This is a genomic window from Alloalcanivorax mobilis (genome assembly GCF_002864685.1).
GTDB lineage: Bacteria > Pseudomonadota > Gammaproteobacteria > Pseudomonadales > Alcanivoracaceae > Alloalcanivorax > Alloalcanivorax mobilis.
In genome coordinates, this window is record NZ_NMQZ01000026.1 from 1 (window position 1) to 25,427 (window position 25,427).

Annotated in this window: 18 protein-coding genes; 2 read left to right on the top strand and 16 right to left on the bottom strand. The window is 65.3% G+C overall.

What is annotated here, in order from left to right:
* Window positions 1-287 precede the first annotated feature (287 nt).
* The 10 genes from CGS25_RS13145 to CGS25_RS13190 form a co-directional block, all read right to left on the bottom strand.
* Window positions 288-1,406 carry an acyl-CoA dehydrogenase family protein gene (locus CGS25_RS13145; RefSeq protein WP_101675769.1) on the bottom strand — a complete coding sequence of 373 codons (1,119 nt, stop codon included), beginning with the start codon at window positions 1,404-1,406 and terminating at the stop codon, window positions 288-290.
* 2 nt (window positions 1,407-1,408) lie between these two features.
* Window positions 1,409-2,617, bottom strand: coding sequence for an acyl-CoA dehydrogenase family protein (locus CGS25_RS13150; protein ID WP_089033702.1), 1,209 nt, complete (start codon window positions 2,615-2,617; stop codon window positions 1,409-1,411).
* Between the two features lie 13 nt (window positions 2,618-2,630).
* Entirely contained in the window at window positions 2,631-3,776 is a 1,146-nt protein-coding gene (locus CGS25_RS13155) for a C4-dicarboxylate TRAP transporter substrate-binding protein (protein WP_089033703.1), read from the bottom strand.
* 38 nt (window positions 3,777-3,814) lie between these two features.
* Window positions 3,815-5,368 (bottom strand): long-chain-fatty-acid--CoA ligase, encoded by a 1,554-nt coding sequence (locus CGS25_RS13160; protein WP_089033704.1) that lies wholly within the window; start codon window positions 5,366-5,368, stop codon window positions 3,815-3,817.
* A gap of 76 nt (window positions 5,369-5,444) precedes the next feature.
* Window positions 5,445-7,025, bottom strand: coding sequence for a fatty acyl-CoA synthetase (locus CGS25_RS13165; protein ID WP_101675770.1), 1,581 nt, complete (start codon window positions 7,023-7,025; stop codon window positions 5,445-5,447).
* Between the two features lie 427 nt (window positions 7,026-7,452).
* The gene (locus CGS25_RS13170) at window positions 7,453-8,760 is read right to left on the bottom strand and encodes a TRAP transporter large permease (RefSeq protein WP_089033706.1); all 1,308 of its coding nucleotides are present in this window, start codon (window positions 8,758-8,760) and stop codon (window positions 7,453-7,455) included.
* Window positions 8,753-9,334 (bottom strand): TRAP transporter small permease, encoded by a 582-nt coding sequence (locus tag CGS25_RS13175; protein WP_089033707.1) that lies wholly within the window; start codon window positions 9,332-9,334, stop codon window positions 8,753-8,755. The genes CGS25_RS13170 and CGS25_RS13175 overlap by 8 nt, the downstream gene beginning before the upstream one ends.
* 258 nt (window positions 9,335-9,592) lie before the next feature.
* A complete protein-coding gene (locus CGS25_RS13180; RefSeq protein ID WP_101675771.1) occupies window positions 9,593-11,230 on the bottom strand; it encodes a long-chain-fatty-acid--CoA ligase in 1,638 nt (545 codons plus the stop codon).
* Between the two features lie 86 nt (window positions 11,231-11,316).
* Window positions 11,317-12,498 carry an acetyl-CoA C-acetyltransferase gene (locus CGS25_RS13185; protein WP_089033709.1) on the bottom strand — a complete coding sequence of 394 codons (1,182 nt, stop codon included), beginning with the start codon at window positions 12,496-12,498 and terminating at the stop codon, window positions 11,317-11,319.
* 133 nt (window positions 12,499-12,631) lie between these two features.
* A complete protein-coding gene (locus CGS25_RS13190; RefSeq protein ID WP_089033710.1) occupies window positions 12,632-13,414 on the bottom strand; it encodes an SDR family NAD(P)-dependent oxidoreductase in 783 nt (260 codons plus the stop codon).
* Between the two features lie 668 nt (window positions 13,415-14,082).
* On the opposite strand from CGS25_RS13190, the gene CGS25_RS13195 reads away from it, so the two are divergent.
* Entirely contained in the window at window positions 14,083-16,851 is a 2,769-nt protein-coding gene (locus CGS25_RS13195) for a LuxR C-terminal-related transcriptional regulator (RefSeq protein ID WP_089033711.1), read from the top strand.
* Window positions 16,852-17,133: 282 nt separating this feature from the next.
* Complete coding sequence (pyk, locus tag CGS25_RS13200) at window positions 17,134-18,582, top strand: pyruvate kinase (RefSeq protein ID WP_089033712.1); 1,449 nt, start codon at window positions 17,134-17,136, stop codon at window positions 18,580-18,582.
* A gap of 585 nt (window positions 18,583-19,167) precedes the next feature.
* Here the strand turns inward: pyk and CGS25_RS13205 are convergent.
* The 6 genes from CGS25_RS13205 to dctP form a co-directional block, all read right to left on the bottom strand.
* Window positions 19,168-19,989, bottom strand: a complete 822-nt coding sequence (locus tag CGS25_RS13205) for a crotonase/enoyl-CoA hydratase family protein (protein WP_101675772.1) — start codon at window positions 19,987-19,989, stop codon at window positions 19,168-19,170.
* 78 nt (window positions 19,990-20,067) lie between these two features.
* A complete protein-coding gene (locus tag CGS25_RS13210) occupies window positions 20,068-21,228 on the bottom strand; it encodes a CaiB/BaiF CoA transferase family protein (protein WP_089033714.1) in 1,161 nt (386 codons plus the stop codon).
* Between the two features lie 245 nt (window positions 21,229-21,473).
* On the bottom strand, window positions 21,474-22,346 hold the full coding sequence (locus CGS25_RS13215; RefSeq protein ID WP_101675773.1) for a hypothetical protein: 873 nt from the start codon (window positions 22,344-22,346) through the stop codon (window positions 21,474-21,476).
* 41 nt (window positions 22,347-22,387) lie between these two features.
* Window positions 22,388-22,912, bottom strand: a complete 525-nt coding sequence (locus tag CGS25_RS13220; protein ID WP_089033716.1) for a TRAP transporter small permease — start codon at window positions 22,910-22,912, stop codon at window positions 22,388-22,390.
* Window positions 22,913-22,937: 25 nt separating this feature from the next.
* Window positions 22,938-24,248 (bottom strand): TRAP transporter large permease, encoded by a 1,311-nt coding sequence (locus tag CGS25_RS13225; protein ID WP_101675774.1) that lies wholly within the window; start codon window positions 24,246-24,248, stop codon window positions 22,938-22,940.
* 59 nt (window positions 24,249-24,307) lie between these two features.
* A complete protein-coding gene (dctP, locus tag CGS25_RS13230; RefSeq protein ID WP_101675775.1) occupies window positions 24,308-25,393 on the bottom strand; it encodes a TRAP transporter substrate-binding protein DctP in 1,086 nt (361 codons plus the stop codon).
* Between the last annotated feature and the right edge of the window lie 34 nt (window positions 25,394-25,427).

A 25,427-nucleotide genomic window follows, 5' to 3' on the forward strand; every position in this document is an offset into this window, starting at 1 on the left:
GGCCCAGCCGCGAGCCAAAAGAAGCTTCCCGCTATTCCGCGATGACCCTTCCTTATTTGGCGGGCCTGAACGGCTCATTCCAACCTCTCAGGTTCGATCATCTCGCTTTACAAGCGAGATAACGACGAGCGGCACAACGTGCCGCGAAGCCCCGCAGGGGGCGAACCGGCTCTGCCAGGCCCGCCTCGCCTGCGGCTCGGTTCGCGATCAAGGATCGCTCCCACAGCGGCGTTGTAGCGGGCCCCATCCCCACTGAAAACTGAAAACTGAACACCGAAAACCGCCCCCTACCCCCCCGCCCAAATCCGCCGCAAAAAATAATCGTCACCACCAAACTGCACCCCCAACGCGGTGAGCCGTTTGAAGTAGTGGCCGACATCCAGTTCATCGGTCATGCCGATGCCGCCGTGCAATTGGATCGCCTGCTGACCGAGGTAGCGCCCGGCCTGGTTGAGACGCACTTTGAGCAGGGCGGCGGCGGTTTGGTTGTCGCCGTGCGGGCGCCAGCCGGTGAGGGTGTGCTCCAGCAAATGTGCGGTGCCGGTGCAGGCGATGTACATGTCCGCGAGCCGGTGCTGGAGCACCTGAAAGCTGGCGATGGGCACGCCGAATTGATGACGAGTGCGGGTGTAATCCAGGGTTTTGTCGAGCAGCGTTTGCATGATGCCAGTGGCTTCGGCGGTGGCCATCAGGATGGCCTGGTCGAGCACCTGGCGCAGCAGCGCCACGGCTTGCGCGTCGGCGGTGAGCGGGCGGGCCGGGGCGTCATCCAGGGTGAGGTTGGCGGCCCTGTGGCCATCCACGGTGGGGTAACCGGTGAGGGTGACCCCGCCGGCGGCCGGGTCGAGCAGAAACAGATCAACGCCGTGTGTCTCGGCGGCCTCGCCGGCGTGGCGCGCGGAGACCAACAGGTGGGTGGCCTGGGCACCGTGCGGCACGCCGATCTTGTCGCCGTTCAGGCGCCATTGCCCACCCTGGTGGTGGGCGCGCACGCTCACCAGCGCCGGGTTGCCACGGCTGCCGGCTTCTTCCCAGGCCAGCGCCGGGCGCGCCTGGCCGGCCACCAGGGCGGCCAGCAAGCCGCTGGCCGTGGCCGTGTCCGCAACGCGGGCGAGTGCCTGGCCGGCCAGGCCGACCACCGCCAGGTAGGGCTCCACCACCAGGGCCTCGCCGAAGGCCCGCATCAGGCCGAGGGTGTCCGCCGGGGTGCCGCCGAGCCCACCATCGGCCTCGGTGAATGGAATGCCCAGCCAGCCCAGCTCCGCGAACCGTTGCCAGTGATCGGGCGAATAACCGGCCGCCCCGGCGGCGATCCGGCGACGCGCCGGAAAGTCGTAATGCTGTCGCAAATAGCGCTCGACACTGTGGTCGAGCAGGGCGCGGGCTTCCGCGTTGAGTGTGGACATAATCAGCGGCTCAGCAGCATTTTGGCGATGATGTTGCGCTGGATTTCGCTGCTGCCACCAAAAATGGTGGCGGCGCGATTGTTGAGGTACGACGGCATCACGGTGAGCGCCTGCTCCGGGCCAATGGGTGGTACCTCGCTGCCCACCACCAGCGCTTGCAACTGCAGCGCCAGGGAGGGCGTGCCGGCCACCTCCACCGCCAATTCGGTGATCCGTTGCAGGGTTTCCATGGCGGTGATCTTGATCATCGAACTGACCGGGCCGGATTCCGGCGAGCCTTTTTCCATGACCGCGAAACCCGCTTCGGTGGCGTCCACCACCGCCACTTCCGCCCACAGAGTGGCGAAACGGTGCTGGAACACCGGGTCATCGGCCAGGCGGCCACCCAAGCCGTCGCCGCTGATCTCGGCGAGCCCGCGCAGCCGCCGCAGTTCCTGCTCGAAGTGGGCGGCGAACGAGGAACTGCCGCCGCGCTCGTGTTCAAGCAGGTACTTGGCCACCGTCCAGCCGTCATGTTCGTCACCCAGACAGGCGTCCAGCGGCACCCGAACGTCGTCAAAAAACACATCGCATTGTTCGGGAAGACCGTCGAGACCGATGATCGGCCGGATTTCCAGACCGGGCAGATCCAGGTTGTCCAGCAAGAAGAAACTGATGCCCTGCTGGGGTTTGCCGCCACGGTCGGTGCGCACCAGCAGGAACATGCGATTGGCGTGGTGGGCGTAGGTGGTCCAGGTTTTGCTGCCATTAATCCGATAATGGTCGTCGTGCCGGTCGGCGCGACAGCTTAGCGAAGCCAGGTCGGAACCGGCCCCCGGCTCGGAATAGCCCTGGGTCCAGAAATCCTCGCCGGAGACGATGCCAGGAAGGTGCCGGCGCTTCTGCGCCGCGCTGCCGAAGCGCATGATCGCCGGCCCCACCATCGACAACCCCTGGGGCAACAGCCTGGGCAGACGCGCGGCGCGGCACTCTTCTTCAAACGCTTTTTGCTGCGCTGGCGACCAGCCGGTGCCGCCGTGCTCCACCGGCCAGGACGGCGCCGCCCAACCCTGCCGATGCAGTATCCGGTGCCAGCGCATAACCGGCTCGAACGGTGCAAAGAAGCTGGTCATCTTGCGGCCCGCCTCACGGATTTCCGAGTCGGCGTTGCGTTCGATAAAGTCACGCACCCCGGCCCGGAATCCGGCCAGCGGATCGTCCTGTTCCTGCATTGCGTTCTCCGTGTTAAAGCCCGTAGCGGTTCACATCCACTTTCGAATAGGTTTCTCGCCAGTAGAGTTCGGCGAGCTGCTCGGGATTGTCCACGTCGGCGACCAGCTTGACCCATTTCGACAGCGTCGCCTCAAAGGTCTTCACCATTTCATCGGCGCGTTTGATGCCATACCGCTTGGCATAGTTGTCGGCGATGGTCTGGATGTCCTGGTCGATGAATTTCAACGTCGCCTGGCGCAGATCCTCGCTGGCCGCGTGCACTTCGATGTCGCTGTCTCCGGCCACCTCCAGCTCGTGGCTGGCGCCGACCTGATAATCCCAGCTGATCACCGCGCCGAGCACGGCGGAGGCGTGCAGCAGGGTTTTGCGCTGCTCGGGCTTGAGACTTTGCCACACTTCGCGATTGATCTGGTTGACACCGGTGCCACCGAACACGCCACCAGGCGCACCGGTGGTGACGTGTTCCGCCACCTCCTTGAGTTTAAAAATATCCAGGTCAACGCTGGAACTGATCGAGCAGTCGAGCACGCCCTGGCCGAGCGCTTCGTAGGAATCACTCACCGAGATGGTCACCGGGGCGGCGCCCACCGCCTGCGCCCAACGCGCCCATTGCGGCCCGGCACTGCGCAGCCGCTTGCCTTTGATCTGCGCCAGGTTGGTGACTTTGTCGTTGCAGATCAGCATGTAGGGCGCGCTGGCGGATGCGCCGGCGAACACCTGGTTCTGCGCCGCGAATTCGCTGACGCACTCCGGGCACTGATTGAACAGGTATTCCGCCATCGCCCCCATGTAGGCGAGGCCCGCTTTGCTGTCCGGAATGTCCTGCCGTTCCAGCAGCATGGTCAGCTCCGACACCAGATTGGTGTTGGGAAACTCGGAGGGATAATAGGAAAACAACACGAATCCGGAATCCGCCATGCCATCGCGTATGCCCGGCGACGTTTCGCTGAAGCTGAGCAACGACATCGGGTAGACCTTGGCTTTAAGCTCCCCGTCGGACATTTTTTCCAGAGTCTTCGCATAGGTGGCGGCGGCGTTGGCGCCAATCGAGTTGGGCGGGTAGCCGGTGGCGTAGGAAATAGTACGAGCATCGACGTGGGCGCTGAACACCAGCGCCGCCGCCATCGGCAGTAACCATCGGGTAGAGAATGACATCATGAAGTTCTCCGCGTATCGGGTGTTGTTGTTCTGCTGTGTCAGCCGATCAGCCGGCCATGGCCGGCCCAGTGTGGCTCTTTGAGTTTGTACTTAAGAATTTTTCCCGCGCCGGAGAGCGGCAGTTCAGTAACGAACTCAAAACTGCGCGGGCATTTGTAGGCGGCGATCAGGCTCTTGCAGTGTTCCATCAGCGCGCTCTCATCGCCGGGCTCGCCGGCTTTCAGCACCACCACCGCGTGCACCCGCTCGCCCCATTTGTCGTCCGGCACGCCGATCACCGCGCACTGGGCCACGGCAGGCTGGCGAAGCAGGGCGTCCTCGACTTCCACCGAGTAAACGTTCTCACCGCCGGTCACCACCATGTCCTTGATGCGATCAACCAGAAAAAGATAGCCGTCGGCGTCCATATAGCCGGCGTCGCCGGTGTGCATCCAGCCGTGGCGTAACGCCTCGGCGGTCTGCTCCGGGCGGTTCCAGTAGCCCTTCATCACCATCGGTCCGCGGGCCACGATTTCGCCCACTTCACCGCGCGGCAGTTCGTTGTCCTGCTCGTCCACCACGCGCACTTCGGCCATGTGCGCCGGGCGGCCGGCGGAGGCCAGTTTTCCTTTCAACGCCGGGTCGCTGTGGCAGCGTGGCGGCAGCGCGGCCACCACCGGGGACAGTTCGGTCATGCCGTAAAGCTGTTGAAAGCAGGCGTTGGGCAGCTTTTTCAGGGCCAGCTCCAACAGCGTGGAGTCAATCGGCGAGGCGCCGTACAGCAAGGTATGCAGGCTGCTCAGATCGTACTGGTCGAAATCCGGGTGGTTGAGCACCGCGCGGATCATGGTCGGCACCAGAAAGGTTTCGCCCACTTGCTCGCTTTGAATCGCCTCCAACACCGCCCGCTCTTCAAAGCGCGGCAACACCACATGAGTACCCTGCCGCAACGCCAGTTGCAGGATCAGGCCGACGCCGGCGACATGAAAAAACGGCGCCGAGTGCAGGCCAATCACCCGGTCGCGGCGGCACTCGTCGAGAATCGCGCCGAACGAGCAACTGTAGAGGTTGGCGTGGCTGAGCATCACACCCTTGGGGGCGCCGGTGGTGCCGCCGGTGTACAACACTCCGGCCAGATCGTCGCCGCCCCGGCCGGCGTCTTCCACCGGTTCGCCGGCATCCATCAGTTGCCGGTAATCCAGGGCATCCGGCGGGCAGTGCCGCTCGCCGATGTAGATCACCGTGTTCAAGGACCGGCTGCGCTGACGCACCTCCGCCAGCAACGGCACGAACTCGTCGTCCACCAGCAGCAGGCGAGTGTCGCAATCGTCCAGCGAGTAGGCGATCTCCGCGGCGCTCCAGCGAATGTTGACGGTGTTGAAAACGCCGCCGGCCCACAGCGCGGCGAAGATCGCTTCGATATAGCGGTCCGAGTTGAGCGCCAGAATACCGACCCGGTCGCCCTCGCCCACACCCAGCCCACGCAGCACCCCGGCCAGGGTGGCGACGCGGTCGGTGAAGGCGGCGAAGGTGTGGCGACGGTCGGCGTAGATCACCGCTTCGACGTCGGGGGTTTCGCGCCGGGCTTTGTGCAACGGCTGGGTCAGGTACATAACGGGCTCTCCTGGAAACGTAGCCCGATTATTCCCCGGCGGGGCCGCCGGGGTGATCGTCGGATGCGACTATTTTTCAGTCGCTGCGGGAATATTGCTCCCGCAGTGTCCTTTTCAGCAGCTTGCCGGCGGTGTTCTTCGGCAAGGCCTCCACGAAGAACACCGCCTTGGGCACCTTGAACGGCGCCAGATGGTCACGGGCGTGGCCGATCAGTGCCTCGGCGTCGGCCTGCTGGCCGGTCTTGAGCACCACCACGGCGGCGATCGATTCAATCCACTTCTCGTGGGGCACGCCGATCACCGCCACTTCGGCGATCGCCGGGTGCAGATAGAGCGCCTCTTCAACGTCGCGGCTGGCCACCAGCACGCCGCCGGTGTTCACCACGTCCTTGATGCGGTCGACGATGTACAAAAATCCCTGCTCATCCTGGTAAGCCAGGTCACCGGAATGGAACCAGCCACCCTGGAACGCCTCGGCGGTCTCCTTGGGTTTGTCCCAGTAGCCCACCATCAATTGCGGCGAGCGGTGCACGATTTCGCCCTGCTCGCCGGGGGCGCAGTCTTCCAGGGTGCCCGGCTTGACGATGCGGGTCCGCACCGTGGTGATGGGCCGGCCGCAGGAGCTGAGACGGCCGGCGTGCTCCTCGGGGGCCAACACCGTCGCCAGCGGCGCGATCTCACTTTGTCCGTAGCAATTGAACAGGCGGCCTTGGGGCAAACGGCGGCCCAACTCCGCGACAATCGGCTCGGGCATGATCGAAGCGCCGTAGTAAAGATTGCGCAGGCTGGCAAGGTCACGGCGGTCGAAATCGTCGTGGCGCAGCAGGCCAATCCACACCGTTGGCGGCGCGAAGAAGGAATTGATTTTTTGTTGCTCGATCAGCGACAACACCTGATCCGGGATCGGGCTTTCCACCAGCCAGGTGAAGGCACCACGCAACAGCCCCGGCATCAGAAAACAGTGCATCTGCGCCGAATGGTACAAGGGCAGCGCCGCCAACATGCGGTCATCCTCACTGATTTCCAGGTGCAGCAGGCAGCCGATGTATTCCGCCATCAGCGAGCGGTGGGTGTGCATCGCCCCTTTCGGATCGGAGGTGGTGCCCGAGGTATAAAGGATTTGCACCACGTCGTCGTCGCTGATCGCCAGCTCCGGCGGCTGATCGTGATCGCCCTGACGGGCCAGGGTGAGGATGTCCCACCGTGGCTCGGCGGGCGCGCCGGCACGCAAGGTGCCGATCAGGGTGGCCCCGATTTCGCCACGAATCTCTTCCAGGTTGGCGCTCAGGTCGTCATCGCAGAACACCGCGCCAGCGCCGGACTGGTTACAGATATAGGAGAGTTCGGCGCGCACCAGGCCATAGTTCACCGGTACATGGATCAGCCCGGCGCGGGTGCAGGCCAGCCACAGCAGAACGTAAGCATCGGAGTTCTTGCCGTAGGCGGCGACCCGGTCGCCTTGCTTCAGGCCGGCGGCGATCAGGCCATGGGCGACCCGGTTCACCGCCCGGTCCAGCTCGCGGTAGGTCCAGTCGCGCCCTTGAAAGTGCAGCGCCGGCGCGTCGGGCTGACGGCTCACCGAACGACCCAGCGCGTCGCCCAGGGTGTTGCGAATGGCGCCGGCGACGTCGCCGGTCATGGTGGTGGCCTGTTGCATATCGGTACTCCCGGTTTTTATTTGGTTCATCGCGGAATAGTGGGAATCGACTCATGCCAACTTACTTGCCAGCTCCGTTGACGCCCTCCGGGCGTTCTACTTTCTTGCTTGTCCAAGAAAGTAGACAAAGAAGGACACGCCGTTGTGTCGCCCTTCGGGTACCCGAGCCGCGGGAAATTGAGGGCCGGGTCGGCGCCGAGACGACATCCTGTCGTCCGCCGCCTCAGTTGGCCGTCCCTGGCCAACTGACCCTATCAATTTCCCGCGCCTCGGCGACACAACAAGGGGGAGACCCTCCAGAGCGGCACGGTAAGGCTCTGATACGGCTTTTCACCACTTTCAAGAACGGACTGCTCTGCTAGCCGGGCCTACGAGTAAAGCTATTTCCCACCGTTCCGCGAAGGACTTTTTTTGATTTCCTTGGCCATCACCCGAAGCGGGTGGGCAGGAACAGAATAAACTCAGGCACCGTGATCAGGAAAAGCAGAACCAGCAGGTCCATGACCAGAAACCAGAAGATGCCTTTGAAAATGTCGGTGGTGGACGCCAGGTCACCGACCACGCCCTTGATCACGAACACGTTCATGCCGATGGGTGGCGTGATCATGCCGATCTCCAACAGCTTGGTGAGCACCACGCCAAACCACAGCAGGCTCAGATCGGCGGCACCGATGATCGGCAACACGATCGGCAGCGTCAGCAGCATGGCGCCGATCGGTTCCAGAAACATGCCCAGCAGCAGATAGATCACCACGATCATAAACAGGATCATCACCGTGCTGGCGCCGCCGCCGATCACCATTTCCGAGAGATAGTCACCGGCCCCGGACAGTGACAGGAAGCGGGTCAGCAGGCTGGCACCAACCGCGATCACCAGCAGCGCGCCGGTGGTCAGCAGGGTTTCCAGCACGGCGTTTTTGAAGCGCTCCCAGGTCAGTGCCCGTTTGCACAGCGCCACGATGCACGACAGGAACGCACCCACCGCGCCCGCTTCGGTGGCGGTGAACACACCGCCGAACAGGCCACCGAAAATCCCCACCATGATCAGCAACACCGGCCAGGTTTCCCTGAGCGCGGCGAGCTTCTCCGAGGTGGGCACGTCTTCTTTCACCTGCGGCGCCAGGGCCGGGTTCAGTTTCACCCGGATCATCACCACCGCGATGTAACCCGCCGCGGTGAGGATGCCGGCGCTGATGCCGCCGAGAAACAGGCCGGTGATCGGCACCTGGGCGATGATGCCGTAGAGAATCATGATGATCGACGGCGGAATCAACGCGCCGATGGTGCCCGCCACCGCCACCGTGCCGGTGGCCAGTTGCGGCTGGTACCCGTGGCGCACCATCTCGGGCACCGCGATCCGGCCCATCGCCGCCGAACAGGCCACCGACGAACCGGACACCGCGGCAAAACCGGCGGAGCCGAAGATCGAGGCCACCGCCAGCCCGCCGGGCACGCCCGCCAGCCACAGCCGCGCGGCGCGGAACAAACCCTGGGTCAGTTGGGCGTGGAAACAGATGAAGCCCAGCAACAGGAACATGGGCACCGAGCTGAGCACCCAGTTGGCGGCGAACTGGTAAGGAATCAGCCCCAGGGAGCCCCAGGCCACGCCCCAGCCCATCAGATACCAGAGCCCACCGAAGGAAACGCCGATCAGCGCGATGCCAATCGGCACCCGCATGGCAATCAGAAACAGCAACAACCCCAGCGCGGAGAGACCGATCTGAACATCACTCATCGCCCTCTCCCAGCTGCTGCTTGTCGACGGCTTGCCCGCCCACCGGCAGGTCGTCCGGCGAAGCCCGGCCCTGGTCCAGGCCCGACTTCAGACCGAACAGGTAGACCACGAACTTGTACACCAGCACCAGCGTCATCAGCCCCAGGCCGGCCGGCAACACAAAGTAGGTCTGCCACACTGGAATGCTGGTGTCGCCCTGCACCACCGAGGCGCCAATGCCATGTTTGGACAACGCCACCTCCCAGGTGCGCGCGGTGATCAGCGCGAACACCACGGCGGCCAGCAACAGCGCCCAGCCTTCCAGATGTTTCTGCACCCACGCCGGCAAACGTTCGGTGACCACTTCCACCGAAATATGGGCGTTTTTCTGCTCCGCGAAGGCCAGCGGCACGAACGCGGCGACGATCATGTAGTAATGGGACACCACGGTGATGGTGCCGGGCACCGGCTTGCCGAACAGGAACCGGCACACCACATCGGCGGTCACGTGCAACATCATCAGAGCGATCGCCAGACCACCCAGAAGCGTCATGAACTGAGTCAGCCCGGAAAGCCAACGTCCCAATCGATACATATGCGGCTCCTGTCCAGGCGCATCGCTTAAGCGCCCGTTTGTTGTTATCGGCACGGCCGGATTCTCCGCACGCAAACCTTTCTCCGCGCGCCTTGCCCGGCCGGTTTTGGGACGAACCGCCCAGGCGGCAACGCGGTCACCAAACGTGGTATGAGCAAACCCTGGCAGCCATCGACCACCCGCACATCGTCGCTTCGGACGAAAGCGGTGCAACCCTCATGCCCTACCCCTCATGCCCTACCCCGAACACCGTCGGGATCAGCGTGCCTGGGGCTGGTAATCCCGGAACTGTTCGCGCAAACGCAGCTTGAGCACCTTGCCGGTGGCGGTGTGCGGCAATTCGTCCACGAACACAATGTCGTCGGGGAGCCACCACTTGACCACCAGGCCGGCCAGGTGGGTCATCAGATCCTCCCGGTCGACCTCGGCGCCGGCGCGCTTGACCACCACCATCAGGGGGCGTTCCTGCCATTTTTCATGACGGATCGCCACCACCGCCGCTTCGGCCACGCCGGGGTGGGAGTAGGCGGCGTTTTCCAGATCCAGCGAGGGAATCCATTCGCCGCCGGACTTGATCACGTCCTTGGCGCGGTCCACCAATTGCATGTAGCCATCGCCGTCGATGTTGGCGATGTCGCCGGTGGGGAAGTAGCCTTCCTCATCCAGCACGTCGCCGCCCTCGCTGCGGTAATAGCCGCTGGCGATCCAGGGCCCGCGAATGCGCAGGTGCCCGGCCTGCTTGCCATCGTGGGGCAGGCGCTGGCCCTGATCGTCGACGATCTTCAGATCAACGCCCCAGACACCTCGCCCGGCTTTTGTTTTGACGTCTTCGCGCTGGGTCTGCGAGAGCCCCTCGTGCTTCGGCAGCCAGCGATTGGCGACGCCCAGCGGGCTGGTCTCGGTCATGCCCCAACCCTGCACCACTTCCACACCGAGCTGATCTTCCAGACGGCGAATCATCGCCCGCGGCGGCGCGCTGCCGCCGATGCCGATGGTCTCGATGCACAAATCCGCCGGGTCCAGTTCCGGGTGATCGTCCAGGTACTGGAACAGCATCAGCCAGATGGTCGGCACCGCCTGGCTGAAGGTGACGCGCTCGTCGCGCATCAGGCCATAGAGATTGTCGCCTTCCATGTTGTCGCCGGGCAGCACCAGCTTGGCGCCGGCCATGGCGGCGGCGTAGGGCATGCCCCAGGCGTTGGCGTGGAACATGGGCACCACCAGCAGCAATACCGACCGCGCCGACACGGAAAAGCTGTCCGGGGCCATCGCGATCAGCGAATGCAGCACCGTGGAGCGGTGCGAATACAACACCCCCTTGGGGTTGCCGGTGGTGCCGGAGGTGTAGCACAGGCTCGAGGCGGTGCGCTCATCGAACTGTGGCCAGTGGTATTCCTCGCTCTCGGCGGCCACCAGCTCCTCGTAACAGAGCAGGTTGGGCACCTGGATGTCCGGCATGTGCGCGCGGTCGGTCATCACCACGTAATGGGTGACGCTGGTCAACGACGGCGCCAACCGCTCGACCAGGTCGGCGAAGGCGATGTCGAACATCAGCACCTTGTCTTCGGTGTGATTGACGATGTACTCGATCTGCTCGGGGAACAGACGCGGGTTCACGGTGTGCAACACCGCGCCGCTGCCGGACACCCCGAAGTACAACTCCAGATGCCGGGTGGTGTTCCAGGCCAGCGTACCGACCCGATCACCCAGCGACACACCCAGGGTGGCCAGCGCGTTGGCCACCTGTTTGGCGCGGCCGCGAAGCTGACGATAATTGGAACGCTGGGTGGGGCCCTCCAGGGTGCGCGAGACGATCTCGGTGTCCGGATGAAAGGTCGCCGCGTGTTCGATCAGCGACGAAATCAACAGGGGCTTATCCTGCATCAGGCCAAGCATGGCGCTCTCCTTGGCGGCTTTATTGTTGTTGGCTGCCCCCGCGTCTCGCGACGCGGGGGCCAGGGCGAGGGCACGGGCAAGAACCGCTATAAGCGCTCAATAATGGTCACGTTGGCCAGCCCACCGCCTTCGCACATGGTTTGCAGGCCGTAGCGCTTGCCCTGCTGATGCAGCGCGTGCACCAGGGTGGTCATCAGCTTGGTGCCGGAGCCGCCCAATGGATGCCCCAACGCAATCGCGCCGCCGTTCACGTTCAAACGTTCCGGGTCGGCGCCCAGGGTGTTGAGCCAGGCCAGCGGCACCGGCGCGAACGCCTCGTTGACTTCGTAGAGATCGATGTCGTCGATCTTCATGCCGGCTTTTTTCAGCGCCTTCTGGGTGGCGGGAATCGGCGCCTCCAGCATGATCACCGGGTCGTGGCCGATCACCGACAGGTGGTGAATGCGCGCCAGCGGCTGCACGCCCAGCGCCTTCAGGCCGCGCTCATTGACCACCATCACGCCGGTGGCGCCGTCGCAGATCTGGCTGGCGGTGGCGGCGGTCACCCGGCCGCCTTCCTGCAGCAGCTTGACCGCCTGAATGCCTTCCAGCGAGGCGTCAAAGCGGATGCCTTCATCCACGGTGTGCGTCTCGCCGTCGCCTTTGCCGTCCACGCTGCGCACCGGCAGCGGCAGAATCTCCGCCTCGAAGCGGCCGGCCTCGGTGGCGCGTTTGGCTTTCTGGTGGCTCTCGAAGGCGAATTGGTCAAGCTGGTCGCGGCTAAGATCGTATTTCTTCGCCATCATCTCGGCGCCCATGAACTGGCTGAAATCGTCCACGTCCGGGTAGCGCTCGCGAATCGCCGGGCTCATGTAATGGCCCAGCCCGTTCTTGTAGGGCAGCGCCACGGAGGTGCCCATCGGCACCCGGCTCATTGATTCCACGCCGGCGGCGATCACCACGTCCTGGGTGCCGGACATCACCGCCTGGGCGGCGAAGTGCAACGCCTGTTGGGAGGAACCGCACTGACGGTCCACCGAGGTGGCGGGCACCGATTCGGGCAGCCGCGAGGCGAGCACCGCGTTGCGGGCGATGTTCTGCGCCTGTTCACCCACCTGGCTGACGCAGCCCATGATCACGTCCTCGACCAGCGCCGGGTCGGCGTCGGCGCGCTGGAGCAGTTCATTGAGCACCTGGCCGGCCAGATCCGCCGGGTGCCAGCCGGAGAGACGGCCGCCTTTGCGGCCTCCCGCGGTGCGCACCGCGGCAACGATATAGGCTTCACTCATGGTCTTTTCCTTTGGTTAATGACAGCGCCAGGGCCGGGCCGGGTCCGGGGCGGGCAAAATCGGGCCGGGGAAAGCTCCACCCTGGCAGCCGACGGGGCCGGAAGGCGTCGTCCGAAGCGACGATTTTGCACGCTCAGCGGGGCGCCATGCGAATGGCGCCGTCCAACCGCACGCTCTCGCCATTAAAATAGCCGTTACAAATCATCGTGTTGACCAGATCGGCGAACTCATCGGGGTTGCCCAGGCGCTTGGGAAACGGCACCGACGCGGCCAGGGAATCCTTGACGTTATCCGGCAAACCGGCCATCAGCGGGGTCTCGAAGATGCCCGGCATAATGGTATTGATGCGAATGCCCTCGCCCATCAGGTCCCGGGCAATCGGCAGCGTCATGCCCACCAGGCCGGCCTTGGAAGCGGCGTAGGCGGCCTGGCCGATCTGGCCATCCTGGGCGGCCACCGAGGCGGTGTTGATCATTACCCCGCGCTCGCCGTCGGCCAGCGGCGTCAGGTCCAGCATGCCACGCGCCGCCTTGGCGTTGCAGCGGAACGAGCCGACCAGGTTGATCTGGATCACCTTATTGAATTCCTCGATCGGGAAGTGCTTGGTCTCGCCGCTGCCCTTGGCGCGGCTGGCGGTTTTGAAAGCGTTACCGATGCCCGCGCAGTTGACCAGAATGCGTTCCTGGCCAAGTGCCTCGCGGGCCAGGGCGAAACCGGCGTCCACGGTGTCCTCGGCGGTCACATCGACCTTGCAGAACACACCGCCCAACTCGGCGGCCAGGGCCTCGCCGGCCTCCTGATTGAGATCGAACAGCGCCACACGCACGCCCTGGGAGGCCAGCCGGCGCGCCACCGCGGCGCCCAGCCCGGACGCGCCGCCGGTGATCACGGCGCTGATGGAATCGTCCAATTTCATAGGGTTACCTTTGCTTGAATGGAAATAATGACCAATGCATTTGGGCGTCATCGCGACATGGCGGGAAGCAGGCTTATTTCCTGGCCGTTGCCTGGAGGCCACACCCCGTTGTGTCGCCCTTCGGGTGCCGCGACTCGGCGACACAACAAACTCGGCTGACACAACAAGGGGGGAGGCCCTCCAAAGCGGCACCAGGCGCACATAGCGCCGCCCTCTCTACAGCGCCGCTGTGGGAGCGGTCCTTGACCGCGAACCGAGCCTGAAAGGCGAGGCTGGCCTGGCAAGGGCCATTCGCGGTCACGGACCGCTCCCACACCAGAATCCAACTCCGGCGCCAGCCTGGCTGGCCTGTTCCGGCCCGGCTACAGCGCCTGTTCCCGCTCACTCCACGACCAAGAAAATTTAACCCCCACCCTGACTCCCGGCATCGTCGGATGCGACGAAATCGGCCGCCGCCAGGCCCCAGTCACACCCTGACCGCCTCCCTGCTTGAATCCGGGCGGCGGCAGGGCTAGTTTTAGCGAAACCCTGCTTTGTCATACCCACCGGTATGGCAACGCCTTTGCCTGATCCCCGGCGCCGTTATCCGGCACCTCGGAGGGCGATAACAACAAAACGGGCAGCGCCGTTTTTTACCCGGCACGGCCCGCCATCAGTGAGGCTCATCCATGCCATCCACGACCACGCCCAGCCATCTGCTCTCGATCCGCAATCTGCTCACCAGCAAGCTCAACCCGCCCACCGTTCACGCCTCGCAGATTCCCCGCGCACGCCTGCAGGCGTGCCTGCGTGAGGAAGACGCGGCGCGGGTGATCCTGGTGCAGGCACCGGCCGGGTTTGGCAAATCCACGCTCATGGCACAGTGCCAGGAGCAGCTTGAGCAGGAGGGCACGGTCACCGCCTGGTTGACCCTGGACGACGCCGACAACGATCTGCAGCGCTTTCTCTCGTGCGTGGAAACCGCCATCGCCAATCTGGTGGAAAGCGCGCCGCCGACCAGCGCGGCGAGCACCGTGGCGCTGGCCGGAACGGCCGGCGAAGACGGCGGCAAATCCCTGGGCGACACCGCGCTCGACCTGGTCGCCCGGCTGGCCGGCGAACCGGGCACCTTCGCCCTGTTTCTGGACGACTTCGAGCGCATCCATGAGCCCACCGTGCTGGGGCTGGTGCGCGAGTTCATTGACCACCTGCCGCACAATTGCCGGCTGGTGATCGGCTCGCGCGGGCAGCCGGAGTTGAACCTGGGGCGGCTGCGGGCACGCGGTCGGCTGCTCGAAATCGACGCCGAGCGAATGCGTTTTTCCCTCCAGGAAACCGGCCAGTTCCTCAACGAGCGGCGCGCTCTGGCACTCTCCGACGAGGACCTGCAGCGCATCCACGATAAGACCGAAGGCTGGGTGGCGGCATTGTGGCTGGCCTCGCTGGCGTTGCAGAACCACGCCGCGCCGGGCGAGTTCATCACCCGCTTCTCCGGTGAGAACCAGGCCGTGGCCCACTACCTCGCCGAAGACGTTCTGGCCCGCCAGCCGGAGGCGGTGCGGCTGTTTCTGTTGCGCACCTCGGTGCTGCGCTATCTGAGCGTGCCGCTGTGCAACGCCCTGCTTCCCGACACCGACAGCGAATCCCTGATCACCCTGCTCACCGAGGCCAATATCTTCCTGGTGCCGATTGAGGGTCGCGAGCGCCTGTACCGTTATCACAGCCTGTTCGCCGATTTCCTGCGCCATCAACTGGAGCGCGAACGGCCCGAGGAGCTGGCCCGGCTGCACCACGCCGCCTCGGCCTGGTTCGAGGACGATCACCGGCCGGTGCCGGCCATCGATCACGCCCTTGAGGGCAAGGATTTCCCGCGCGCGCTGGCGCTGCTCTCCAAACACGCCGAGGATCTGCTCGCCCAAGGCCGCATGCGCCTGCTCAGGCGCTGGTTCGCGGCGCTGCCCGAGGAACATCTGCAGGCCTATCCGCTGCTGCAGGCGATCCACGTGTGGGCACTGTGCTTCAGTTGCAGCCCGCGCAAGGCCATGGACCTGCTGCAAAGCAGCGGGCTGGAACACTCCCGGGACCCGCAGATTCGCCCCCATGTGCTGGCCTTGCGGCCGTCGATTCTGGGCATCATGGACGACATCGAGCAGGTCTATCAGATCGGCCGGCAGGCGCTGAACGAGATGCCCAACGGCGAGCCGTTCGCCAACATCACCCTGGTCAACGCGGTGGCCAACGCCTACGCGGTGCTGGGCAAGGAACAGGAAGCACGCCAGCTTCTCGACGGCGCCCGTGATGTGCAGGGGGTCTATGAAAGCGCCTTTAACGCCATGTACTCCGAATCGGTGGAGGGCATCATCGACCTGCAACAAGGCCGCCAGCGCCAGGCGGCGGCGCGCTTCCGGCTGGCCGCCAGCATGAGCCGCACGCGCGACGCCTTTTCGTTCATCGGCACCAACGGCAACGCCTGGGCCGGCGTGCTGCACGCCAGCTCGGTGTACGAAGCCAACGACCTGCCCCTGGCCACCCGCCTGCTCAATGTGTACGCGCCCCTGGCCCGCGACATCGGCCTGCCCGATCACATGCTGCTGGCGGACACCATGCTGGCGCGCATCGCCTTCCACGACGGCGACCTGGACAAGGCGTTTCAGATCCTCACCGTGCTGGAGCTGACCGGCCACAAGCGGCAGCTGCCCCGCGTGGTGGCCAGCGCCCGCCTGCAACGGGCGCACCTGCTGTTGCTGCAAGGCGACGACCAGGCCGCCCACGCCGAGCTGGAGCGCGCCGACGACCCGGCCACCTGGGCGCGGGTGCAACGTCTGCGGCTGCTCGCCAACGACCTGGACACCGCCCACATCGGCAAACTGCGCTGGCAGAGCCTGGTCGGCGACGCCAACCAGGCGGTGCTCGAGCTGACCCCGGCGATCGACACCGCCAGCGCCCAGAACCGCCACCGGCGTGCCTTCAAACTGCGCCTGCTGCGCGCCGCCGCCCGCCATCGCCAGGGCGACCTGCGCCACGCCCTGGAAGAGATCGAAGCGGTGCTCAAAGAGGGCTGCCGAGAGGGTTACCTGCGTCTGATTCTGGACGAGGGCCCACGCCTCGGCGCCCTGGTGGTGCGCCTGCAATCGGACATCCTCGAACGCAAACTGGACCGCCGCGAACCGCTGTTCGCGGAGTACCTGCAAACCCTGCTACAGGGTTTCGGCCCGGCGGTGTTCAATCTCTACCCCAACGGCGACGACGCCAACGCCGCCCTGCTCGAGCCGCTCACCCGCAAGGAGATCCGCGTGCTGAAACTGCTCGCCGAAGGCCACTCCAACAGCGCCATGGCGGAAAAACTGTTCGTCTCCGACAGCACCATCCGCACCCACCTGCGTAACATCAATTCCAAACTCAATGCCAGCAATCGCACCGAGGCGGTGGCGATCGCGCGGAAGGCGGGGGTGGTTTGATTTTAGTGTCTGACGTCGGACGCTAGACGCTAGACGCCGGACGCCGGACGCCGGACGCTAAGATCAAAACCCGCTACTGAGATTGTTGGCGTGTTTTCTGCCATTCATCGCAGCAAACACGCCGAGCCTTTCCGAGCCAGGGTTAAGCGTCCGGCGTCCGGCGTCTAGCGTCCGGCGTTCCGGCGTTCCGGCGTTCCGGCGTTCCGGCGCCCAACCGTTTGCCAGCCTCTTCAGCTTCCGCCACTCTTCCCCCACCACCACCCACCAAGGACCCCCACCCCCATGTTCCGACGCACCAAAATCGTTGCCACCGTCGGCCCGGCGAGCGCCGGGCCGGAACGCCTTGCCGCGCTGATCGAGGCGGGCGTCAATGTGTTCCGGCTGAATTTCTCCCATGGCAGCGCCGACGATCATCGCGCGGTGGCGGAGGACATCCGCCGTTGCGCCAGCGAGCAGGGCCGCATTGTCGCCGTGCTCGGCGACCTTCAGGGGCCGAAGATCCGCATTGCCCGTTTTCGCGATGGCCCGGTGACCCTGGACAACGGCGCCGCCTTCACCCTGGACACGGCCCTGGATGTGGACGCCGGCGACCGCCACCGGGTGGGCGTGGACTACCCGGCCCTGGCCGGCGAATGCGCCGCCGGCGACACCCTGCTGCTCAACGACGGCCTGATCGAATTGCAGGTGGAATCGGTGCGCGGCAGCCAGGTGAATTGCCGGGTGATCAGCGGTGGCGAGCTGAGCAACCACAAGGGCATCAATCGCAAGGGCGGCGGCCTCAACGCCGAGACTCTGACCGACAAGGACCGCCGCGACATCGTGCTGGCGGTGAGCCTGGAGGTGGATTATCTGGCGCTGTCGTTTCCCCGCCACGCCGACGACATTCACCAGGCACGGGCGCTGTACCGGCAGGCCGGCGGCCAGGGCGGGCTGGTGGCGAAAATCGAACGCGCCGAGGCGGTCGCCGACCCGGACACCCTGGATCAACTGATCCTCGCCGCCGACGGCGTGATGGTGGCGCGCGGCGATCTGGCGGTGGAAATCGGCGACGCCGAACTGGTCGGCGTGCAGAAACACATTATCCGCCGGGCACGGGCGCTGGACCGCTTCGTGATCACCGCCACTCAGATGATGGAATCAATGATCCACAGCCCACAGCCGACCCGGGCGGAGGTGTCCGACGTCGCCAACGCGGTGCTCGATGGCACCGACGCGGTGATGTTGTCGGCGGAAACGGCGGTGGGCGAGTACCCGCTGGCCACGGTCAACGCCATGGCGCGCATCATTCTCGGCGCCGAGCGCACCTATCAGAGCCGCCTGCCGGAACCGGTGGCCGAGCCGGGCATAACCCGCAGCGACGAAGGCATTGCCCGGGCCGCCATGTACCTGGCCAATCACCTTGAAGGCGTGCAGGCGATCCTCGCCATGACCGACACCGGCACCACGCCCCGCTTGATGTCGCGCATCCGCTCGGGCATGCCGATCTTCGCCCTCACCCCGCACGCCGCCACCCGCCGCCGGGTGGCGATCTACCGGGGCGTGCAACCGCTCGCCTTCGACAGCGCCGGCCTCGCCCCGGAACAGGCCAACCAGGCCGCCGTGGCGCAACTGCTGCAACGCGACCTGGTCCACCCCGGCGCCCGCCTGATCCTCACCAAAGGCGACGCCGTGAATCAGCATGGGGGAACGAATACGTTGAAGGTGATTACGGTGGGTGACGCTGGACGCTAGACGCTAGACGCTAGACGCCGGACGCCGGACGCCGGACGCGAAGATCAAAACCCGCAGCTGAGAGCATTGCGGCTACGCATACGGGGTTTGCTCTTCCGCAGCCGCACCAGTCATGGGTGAGGCTGGACGATTAACCCGCCTGGTGTTTCCCAGCAAACATCGCAGAAAACACGCCAAACCTTCCAGAGCCAGGGTTAAGCGTCCGGCGTCTAGCGTCAGGCGTCTACGCGGCCCTGTAGAGGGACGTGTTTTTTTGTAGGAGAGGCTGGGCGGCATTCCGCCCAGCCAGCGACGTCTTTTAGCCGAATGGCACGGCGTTTCTGCCCCGCACCTGAGGGTTTCAGGCCGGACGCCGGACGCCGGCCGCTAAGATCAAAACCCGCTGCTGAGAGCATTGCGGCTACGCTTACGGGGTTTGCTTTTCCGCAGCCGCACCAGTCATGGGTGAGGCTGGACGATTAACCCGCCTGGTGTTTCCCAGCAAACATCGCAGAAAACACCCCGATCCTTTCAGAGCCAGGGTTAAGCGTCCGGCGTCCGGCGTCTAGCGTCAGGCGTCAGGCGTCAGGCGTCAGGCGTCCAGCGTCAGCCGTCCAAAAACCGCGCCACCCGCTTCTCCAAATTCGCATACACCGCCTCAACCTGATTGGGGCTGCCGATGATGGCGTCCTGTTCGCGGGATTCGGCCAGCAGGACGTCGGCGGCTTGGGCGGGTGGCATGGCCGAGCGGGTCAGCAGGCGTTTCATGGCGCGCACCGCGTGCGGGTTGCGGCCGGCGATCTGTTCGGCGAGCGCCAGGGCGTCAGCGCGCGGGTCGTCGCAAATCCGGGTGACCAGGCCCAGTTGCTGGGCTTCGGCGCCGTCGAACACACGGCCGCTGTAGCACAGTTCGCGCACCTGGTCGGCGCGCGCCAGTTCGTTGAGCAGCACCATGCCGGCCATGTCCGGCACCAGCCCCCATTTGATCTCCATCACCGACCAGCGCGAATCCGCCCGCGCCAGCCGCAGGTCGGCGCCCAACGCCACCTGCAGGCCACCACCAAAAGCAACGCCGTGCACGGCGGCGATCACTGGCACCGGAATGTCCCGCCACACCATGGCGGCGTACTGGGGCTGGTTGCTGTCGCCGTGGGTGCGCGGTTCCAGCCGCGAACCCCCGCCGACCCCGGCGCCACCGCCTTCGGCCATGGCGGAGAAGTTGCCCATGTCCAGCCCGGCGCAGAAGCTCGGCCCTTCACCGCTGAGCACCACGGCGCGCAGGCCGGGCTCCGCCGCCAAGCGCTCGCCGATGCCGGCCAGGGCCTGGAACATCTCCGCGTCCAGCGCGTTGTGCTTGTCCGGCCGGTTGAGGCGCACCTCGCGCACCCCCGGCACACCGGTATCGATCACCCGCAGGCGTTCGCTCATTGTTCTCTCCCATGGCGCCAGCCGCCGCTGGCGATTGTGGTCGCGGCCGCGCCGGCCACGTTATTGGTCGGTCGGTGTTCAGCCCGGCCCGTTGGCGGCGTCCGCGGCCAGCACGCCCTCGGCGCGCAGCCGCTCTATGTGTTTCGGGTCGAAGCCCCAGTCGCGCAGGATCGCTTCGCTGTGCGCGCCGCGTGGCGCGGTGCCGCCCGGCACGGCGGCGGGGGTGCGGCTGAAGCGCGGCGCCGGTGCCGGCTGAGTAACGCCGTCCACGGTGATGAAGGTCTCGCGCGCGCGGTTGTGCGGGTGCGCGGGCGCTTCGTCCCAATCCAGCACCGGTGCGAAGCAGGCGTCGCTGCCCTCCAGCAATTCGCACCACTGGTCGCGGGTGCGGGTGGCGATCACCTCGGCCAGACGGCGTTTCAGATCCGGCCAGGCGGCCGGGTCGTTCTGGGCGTCGAAGGCGGCGTCATCGAGGCCGCACAGGCGCCGCAGCTCCGCGTAGAACTGCGGCTCGATCGGCCCCAGGGCCACGTATTTGCCATCGGCGCAGGCGTAAGTGTCGTAGAAATGGGTGCCGCCATCGAGCAGGTTGGCGCCGCGCTGGTTGCTCCATTGGCCGGCCGCTTTCATGCCGTACATCATCGCCGAGAGCAGCGCGGCACCGTCGGTCATCGCCGCGTCCACCACCTGGCCACGGCCGGAGGCACGGCTCTCGTGGACGGCGGCGAGAATGCCAAACGCCAGCATCATGGCGCCGCCGCCGAAGTCGCCCACATAGTTGAGCGGCGGCGGCGGCGGTGAGTCGGGCCGCCCGACCGCGTGCAGCGCGCCGGTCAGGGCGATGTAATTGAGGTCGTGTCCGGCCGCGTGGGACAACGGACCATGCTGTCCCCAGCCGGTCATGCGTCCGTACACCAGGGATTTTCGCCGCGCCAGGCACACCTCCGGGCCGAGCCCCAGTTTTTCCATCACGCCGGGGCGGAAGCCTTCGATCAGCACGTCCGCCTGTTCGATCAGCGCCAGCACCGTGTCGGTGCCGCCCGGCTGCTTCAGATCCAGCGCCAGGGAGCGCCGCCCACGGCCAAGAATATCGAAACGGGCGCGCTGCGCGTCCGCTTTGCCCGGCCGGTCGATGCGAATCACTTCGGCGCCCATGTCGGCGAACATCATGGCGCAAAACGGCCCCGGCCCGATGCCCACCATTTCGATGACTTTCATGCCCTGTAACGGTCCCGCCATACCCTGAGCCTCCTGCGAACGGATTGATGGACGTTCAGGGTAAGCGCACGCCGCCGCGCGTGCATCGTCGAAAACGACGAAGCAGCTTAGCGTCGGACGTCGGACGTCGGACGTCGGACGTCGGACGCCAACATAACACCCCATCGCCAAAGGTATTGCGGCTACGCAACGCGTCTTTGTATCCGCTCAAACCGTTCCGCTTGGGGGTTAAGCGTCAGACGTCAGACGTCGGACGCCAGACGTTCCTAAACCGAAATGTCCGCCATTTTGGCGCGCATCGTGTCGGTGACCGGGGTGGGCCGATGACTGGCCTGGTCCATCAGCACCATTATGCTTTCCGAGGTGGCGACCAGGTCGTCGTCCATCAACACGCCACCGCGCAGAACGAAAGAGGTGTTGCCGATGCCGGCCACGCCGGAAGCCAGGGTGATGTCACCGAAGCCCTTGTCCCAGCGGTGATAACGCAGGTCGATGCGCGCCACCAGCAGGCTCAGGCCGGGCATGCGGATCACGTCCATGGAACCGGCCCGGGCCTGTTCCGTGTAACGCGCCACCGACAGCTCACCCAGGCAACGGTCCGGATCGAGATCGGCGTAGCGCATGGTCAGTGGCGAGCGGCTCGGGTAATCGTGAATGCGCGCCGAATACTCCTCGCTGCCGGATGGCGGCCAGTCGGCCACAACGACCTCGGCGCCAAGCCGGCCGGTGAGCGCCTCGCGTACCGACGCCGGTAACGCCACCCACGCCTCGTCGCCCCAGGCGCCCATCAGGCACTCCTGCACGCCCACGCACTGGCCATCTTGGAACAGGCCCAGGGCGAGCCGGAAACGGTCTTCCTCCACCGCCACCACGCGGGCCGCGCAGAGCACATCGCGCCCGTAGTGAGTCTCGCCGGTAAACTGGGTGACGGTGCGCCGGGGGCGCAGCAGCAGGTGATCGGAAAACCAGCTGTCATTGCCCAGAACCGCCATCAGAAAACGCACCCGCACCTCGCTGTGCAGGCTTTGCACCGCCACATTGTTGACGTGGCGTTCGGTGTCCAGATGGCTGTACATCGGCGACAGAGTAATGCTGAAATCGTAATGGGAGGGGTCCAACTGCCAGGGCTGTGCTTTCACCGAAACACTCCAACCGGAAAAGTAGGCGCATGAGAATCCAATCAGCGCCCGGACGCAAGCCCGGTCTTGCCCGATTCTCCACCACGCAGCGCCTTCCAGAGCAGGCGGAACATCTCCAGAAGCATCAGCCCGAACGCCAGCGGCATCATCAGCATCACCGGCCAGACCGGCCACAACCGGGTGCCAATCTGCATTTCCCGGGCGCTTAACGTGGCCTCCCAGGCGAACCGGGCCAGGTACCAGAACAGGATCATAAACACCGCGATCTCCACGATCAGCACCAGCGCGGTGAGCGCCCGTGACAGCGCCGCCGGCAGCCGCTCGGTGAGCACATCGAAGCGCGGGAAGCTGCCCTGACGGTGCCCCAGGGGCACCGCCCAGAACACCAGCAACGGGAAGGCGATGCGTTCGATCATGTTATAGCCGCCGGGAATCAGATCCATGCCCAGCACATAACGGCCGAACACGCCGATCACGGTAATCATCATGATCAGAAACAGGCACAGCCCGGCTCCCACCGAAGCCAGCCCCCCTTCCAGACGATCTATCCAGCGCCAGAATGTCATCGTCGTTTCTCCGTGTGTGTGACCGCTACTGAATGCGCGCCGGCAACCAGGTCACCAGCGCCGGGTAGAAAATCAACAGCGAGGTCACCACCACGCCGGCCGCCAACGCGAACATGGAAGCGGCGCGGAACACCGGCGCCGCCGGATAATTCACCGCGCTGGCGGCGGCGAACGAGGCCAGCCCCACCGGCGGGGTGAGCAGCCCCAGCGCGATCATCATCGACGCCGACACGCCGAACCACAGCAGGTCGATGCCGGCCGCTTGCAACAACGGCAGAATGATCGGCACCAGCAGTACGATCACCGCGGCGGATTCCAAAAACATGCCGCCGACAAAAAACACCGCCAGCAGAATCGCCGCCACCAGACGCGGGCTGTCCAGCGTCGGCTGCATCAACGACAGCAGTTCGTTGGGCAATTGCGAAAACGAAAGAAAGCGGGCGAAGATCTTCGCCCCCAGCACCAGCATCATCAGGGTGGCGGTGATCTTCACCGATTCCGACAGCGCCAGAAACAGATCCCGCGCGCCCACCCGCCGCATCAGCAGCATGCCGACGATGGCGGCGAAGGCACCGAGGGCGCCGGCCTCGGCGACCGTGACAATGCCGCCATAACTGCCGCCGAACACCACCACCATCAACCCGAGCACGAAGGCAAACGCCGAACCGCTGCGCCGGGTTTCATCCGGGGCCGGCGGCTGATCCGGCGAGACGCCGTCCTCAACGCCGGGGCGCACCTCGCCAAACAGCCGCAAACAAATCATGTACACCAGCACGCACAGCACGCCCGGGCCGATGGCGCCAATGAACAAATGGCCAATGGGCACCGTGGTCAGCGAGCCATAGATGATCATGATCAGGCTGGGCGGGATGATCGCCGACAACGAGCCGGCCACCGCCGACAGGCTCAGCGAGAAGCGGCGCGTGTAACCGAGGCGCTCCAGCTCCGGCGACGCCAGCGAGGCCAGCGACGCGGCACTGGCGGCGCCGGAGCCGGACACCGCGCCAAGCAGGGAACCGGTGACGATGGTGGCGACACCGAGGGGAAAGCGCCGATAACCGGAGAGCCGATGGCCAACCTGGAACAGATCCTTGATCACGCCGCCGCGCAACAGCATTTGCGCCATCAATAAATACAGCGGCACGATCGACAGCGAATAGATCGAGGCGGTGTAGAAGGTGTCCGGGCCGAGCAGCCCGCCCAGCACGTCGATGCCGACCATCAACACAATACCGAGCATGCCGGCGCCGAACAGCACGGTGGCCACGTTCTGGCCAAGCACCAGGAAGACCGCGAACCAGGCCAGCACGATCCAGATAATCAACGTATTCGACATGGCGATCACCACAGCCGGGGCGAAGCGAATCGCGCCACCGCACGCGGCGGCGCGGGCGGTCAGTCCAGTTTCAGATAGCGGGCCGCGCCATCGGGAATCTCACCCCCCTGCTCGCGGATCAGGCGCGCCCACTGGGTGGCCGCCGCGCGGCCCGGGTGGCCGGCTTTTTCCATTTGCTCAATCCAGCGCACCCAGGTGCGGCTGGCCGCCTCGCCGAGGCGGGCCCGCATCGGCTCGGGCAAATCGGCCAGTTCCACGAAGGTGGCGCCTTTGGCGGCGGTGTCCTTACGCACCTGAATTTCCAGCTGATCAATGTAGGCGGCGTTGTCCATGGCGGTCTTTTTGGCCACCTCGTTCCAGGTGCGCCGCTGGTCATCGGTAAAACCGTTCCAGGTTTTTTCGGTGACCGCCAGATAGCTTTCCCAATGCCCCATGGAAAGCCCGGTGATGGTGTATTTGAGCAACTCCTGGAACGAGTAAGAAGGCCAGTCCGCCACTGAGAGAATGGTGCCTTCCACGGTTTTGCGCGACAGCGCCTCGTAGGAATCGGCGCTGGTCATGGTCACCGGCGTGGCCCCCAGCTCTTGAAGCAAAATGGTGTGCAGCGTCGAGCCGGCACGCATCGGCAACCCTTTCAGGTCGTCCGGATCATCCAGCACCTTGCCGGTGGTGGACAACGAATACGCCGCCGTCGCCCCCACCGCCCAACCGCGCAGGCCCTTGTCGCCCAGTTCATACTGATAGAACGTTTTGCCGTCCACCAGTGTCTGGTCCGACGCCATCAAGGCCATCAGCGCGCGGGTCTCCTTGACCGAGTTGGTATTGAGGGTCGGCAGCTGGGTCACGTCGGAAAGCGGAAACTGGCCCTCATGATAGGGCGCCAGCAACGGCGCCGCCACCGAGACGATGCCGGATTTCAGCGCGCCCAGCTCGCGGCCGGGGGTCACCAGGGACCCGGAATAAAAGGGCGTAAAGGTGAGATCGGATTGAGCCTGCATGCTCTTGATGAACGGGTCCATGAACTGGCCCACCCAGAAATGCTGCTGGCCCATGCCGGCGGAGATTCTGAGATTCTCGGCGTGCGCGCCGAGGCTGAATACCACGGTGAACAGAACCAACAGGACCCGTAACGAACGCTGACGCATAACGCTGTCTCCTGGGCCGGATCGGCTCCGGCCG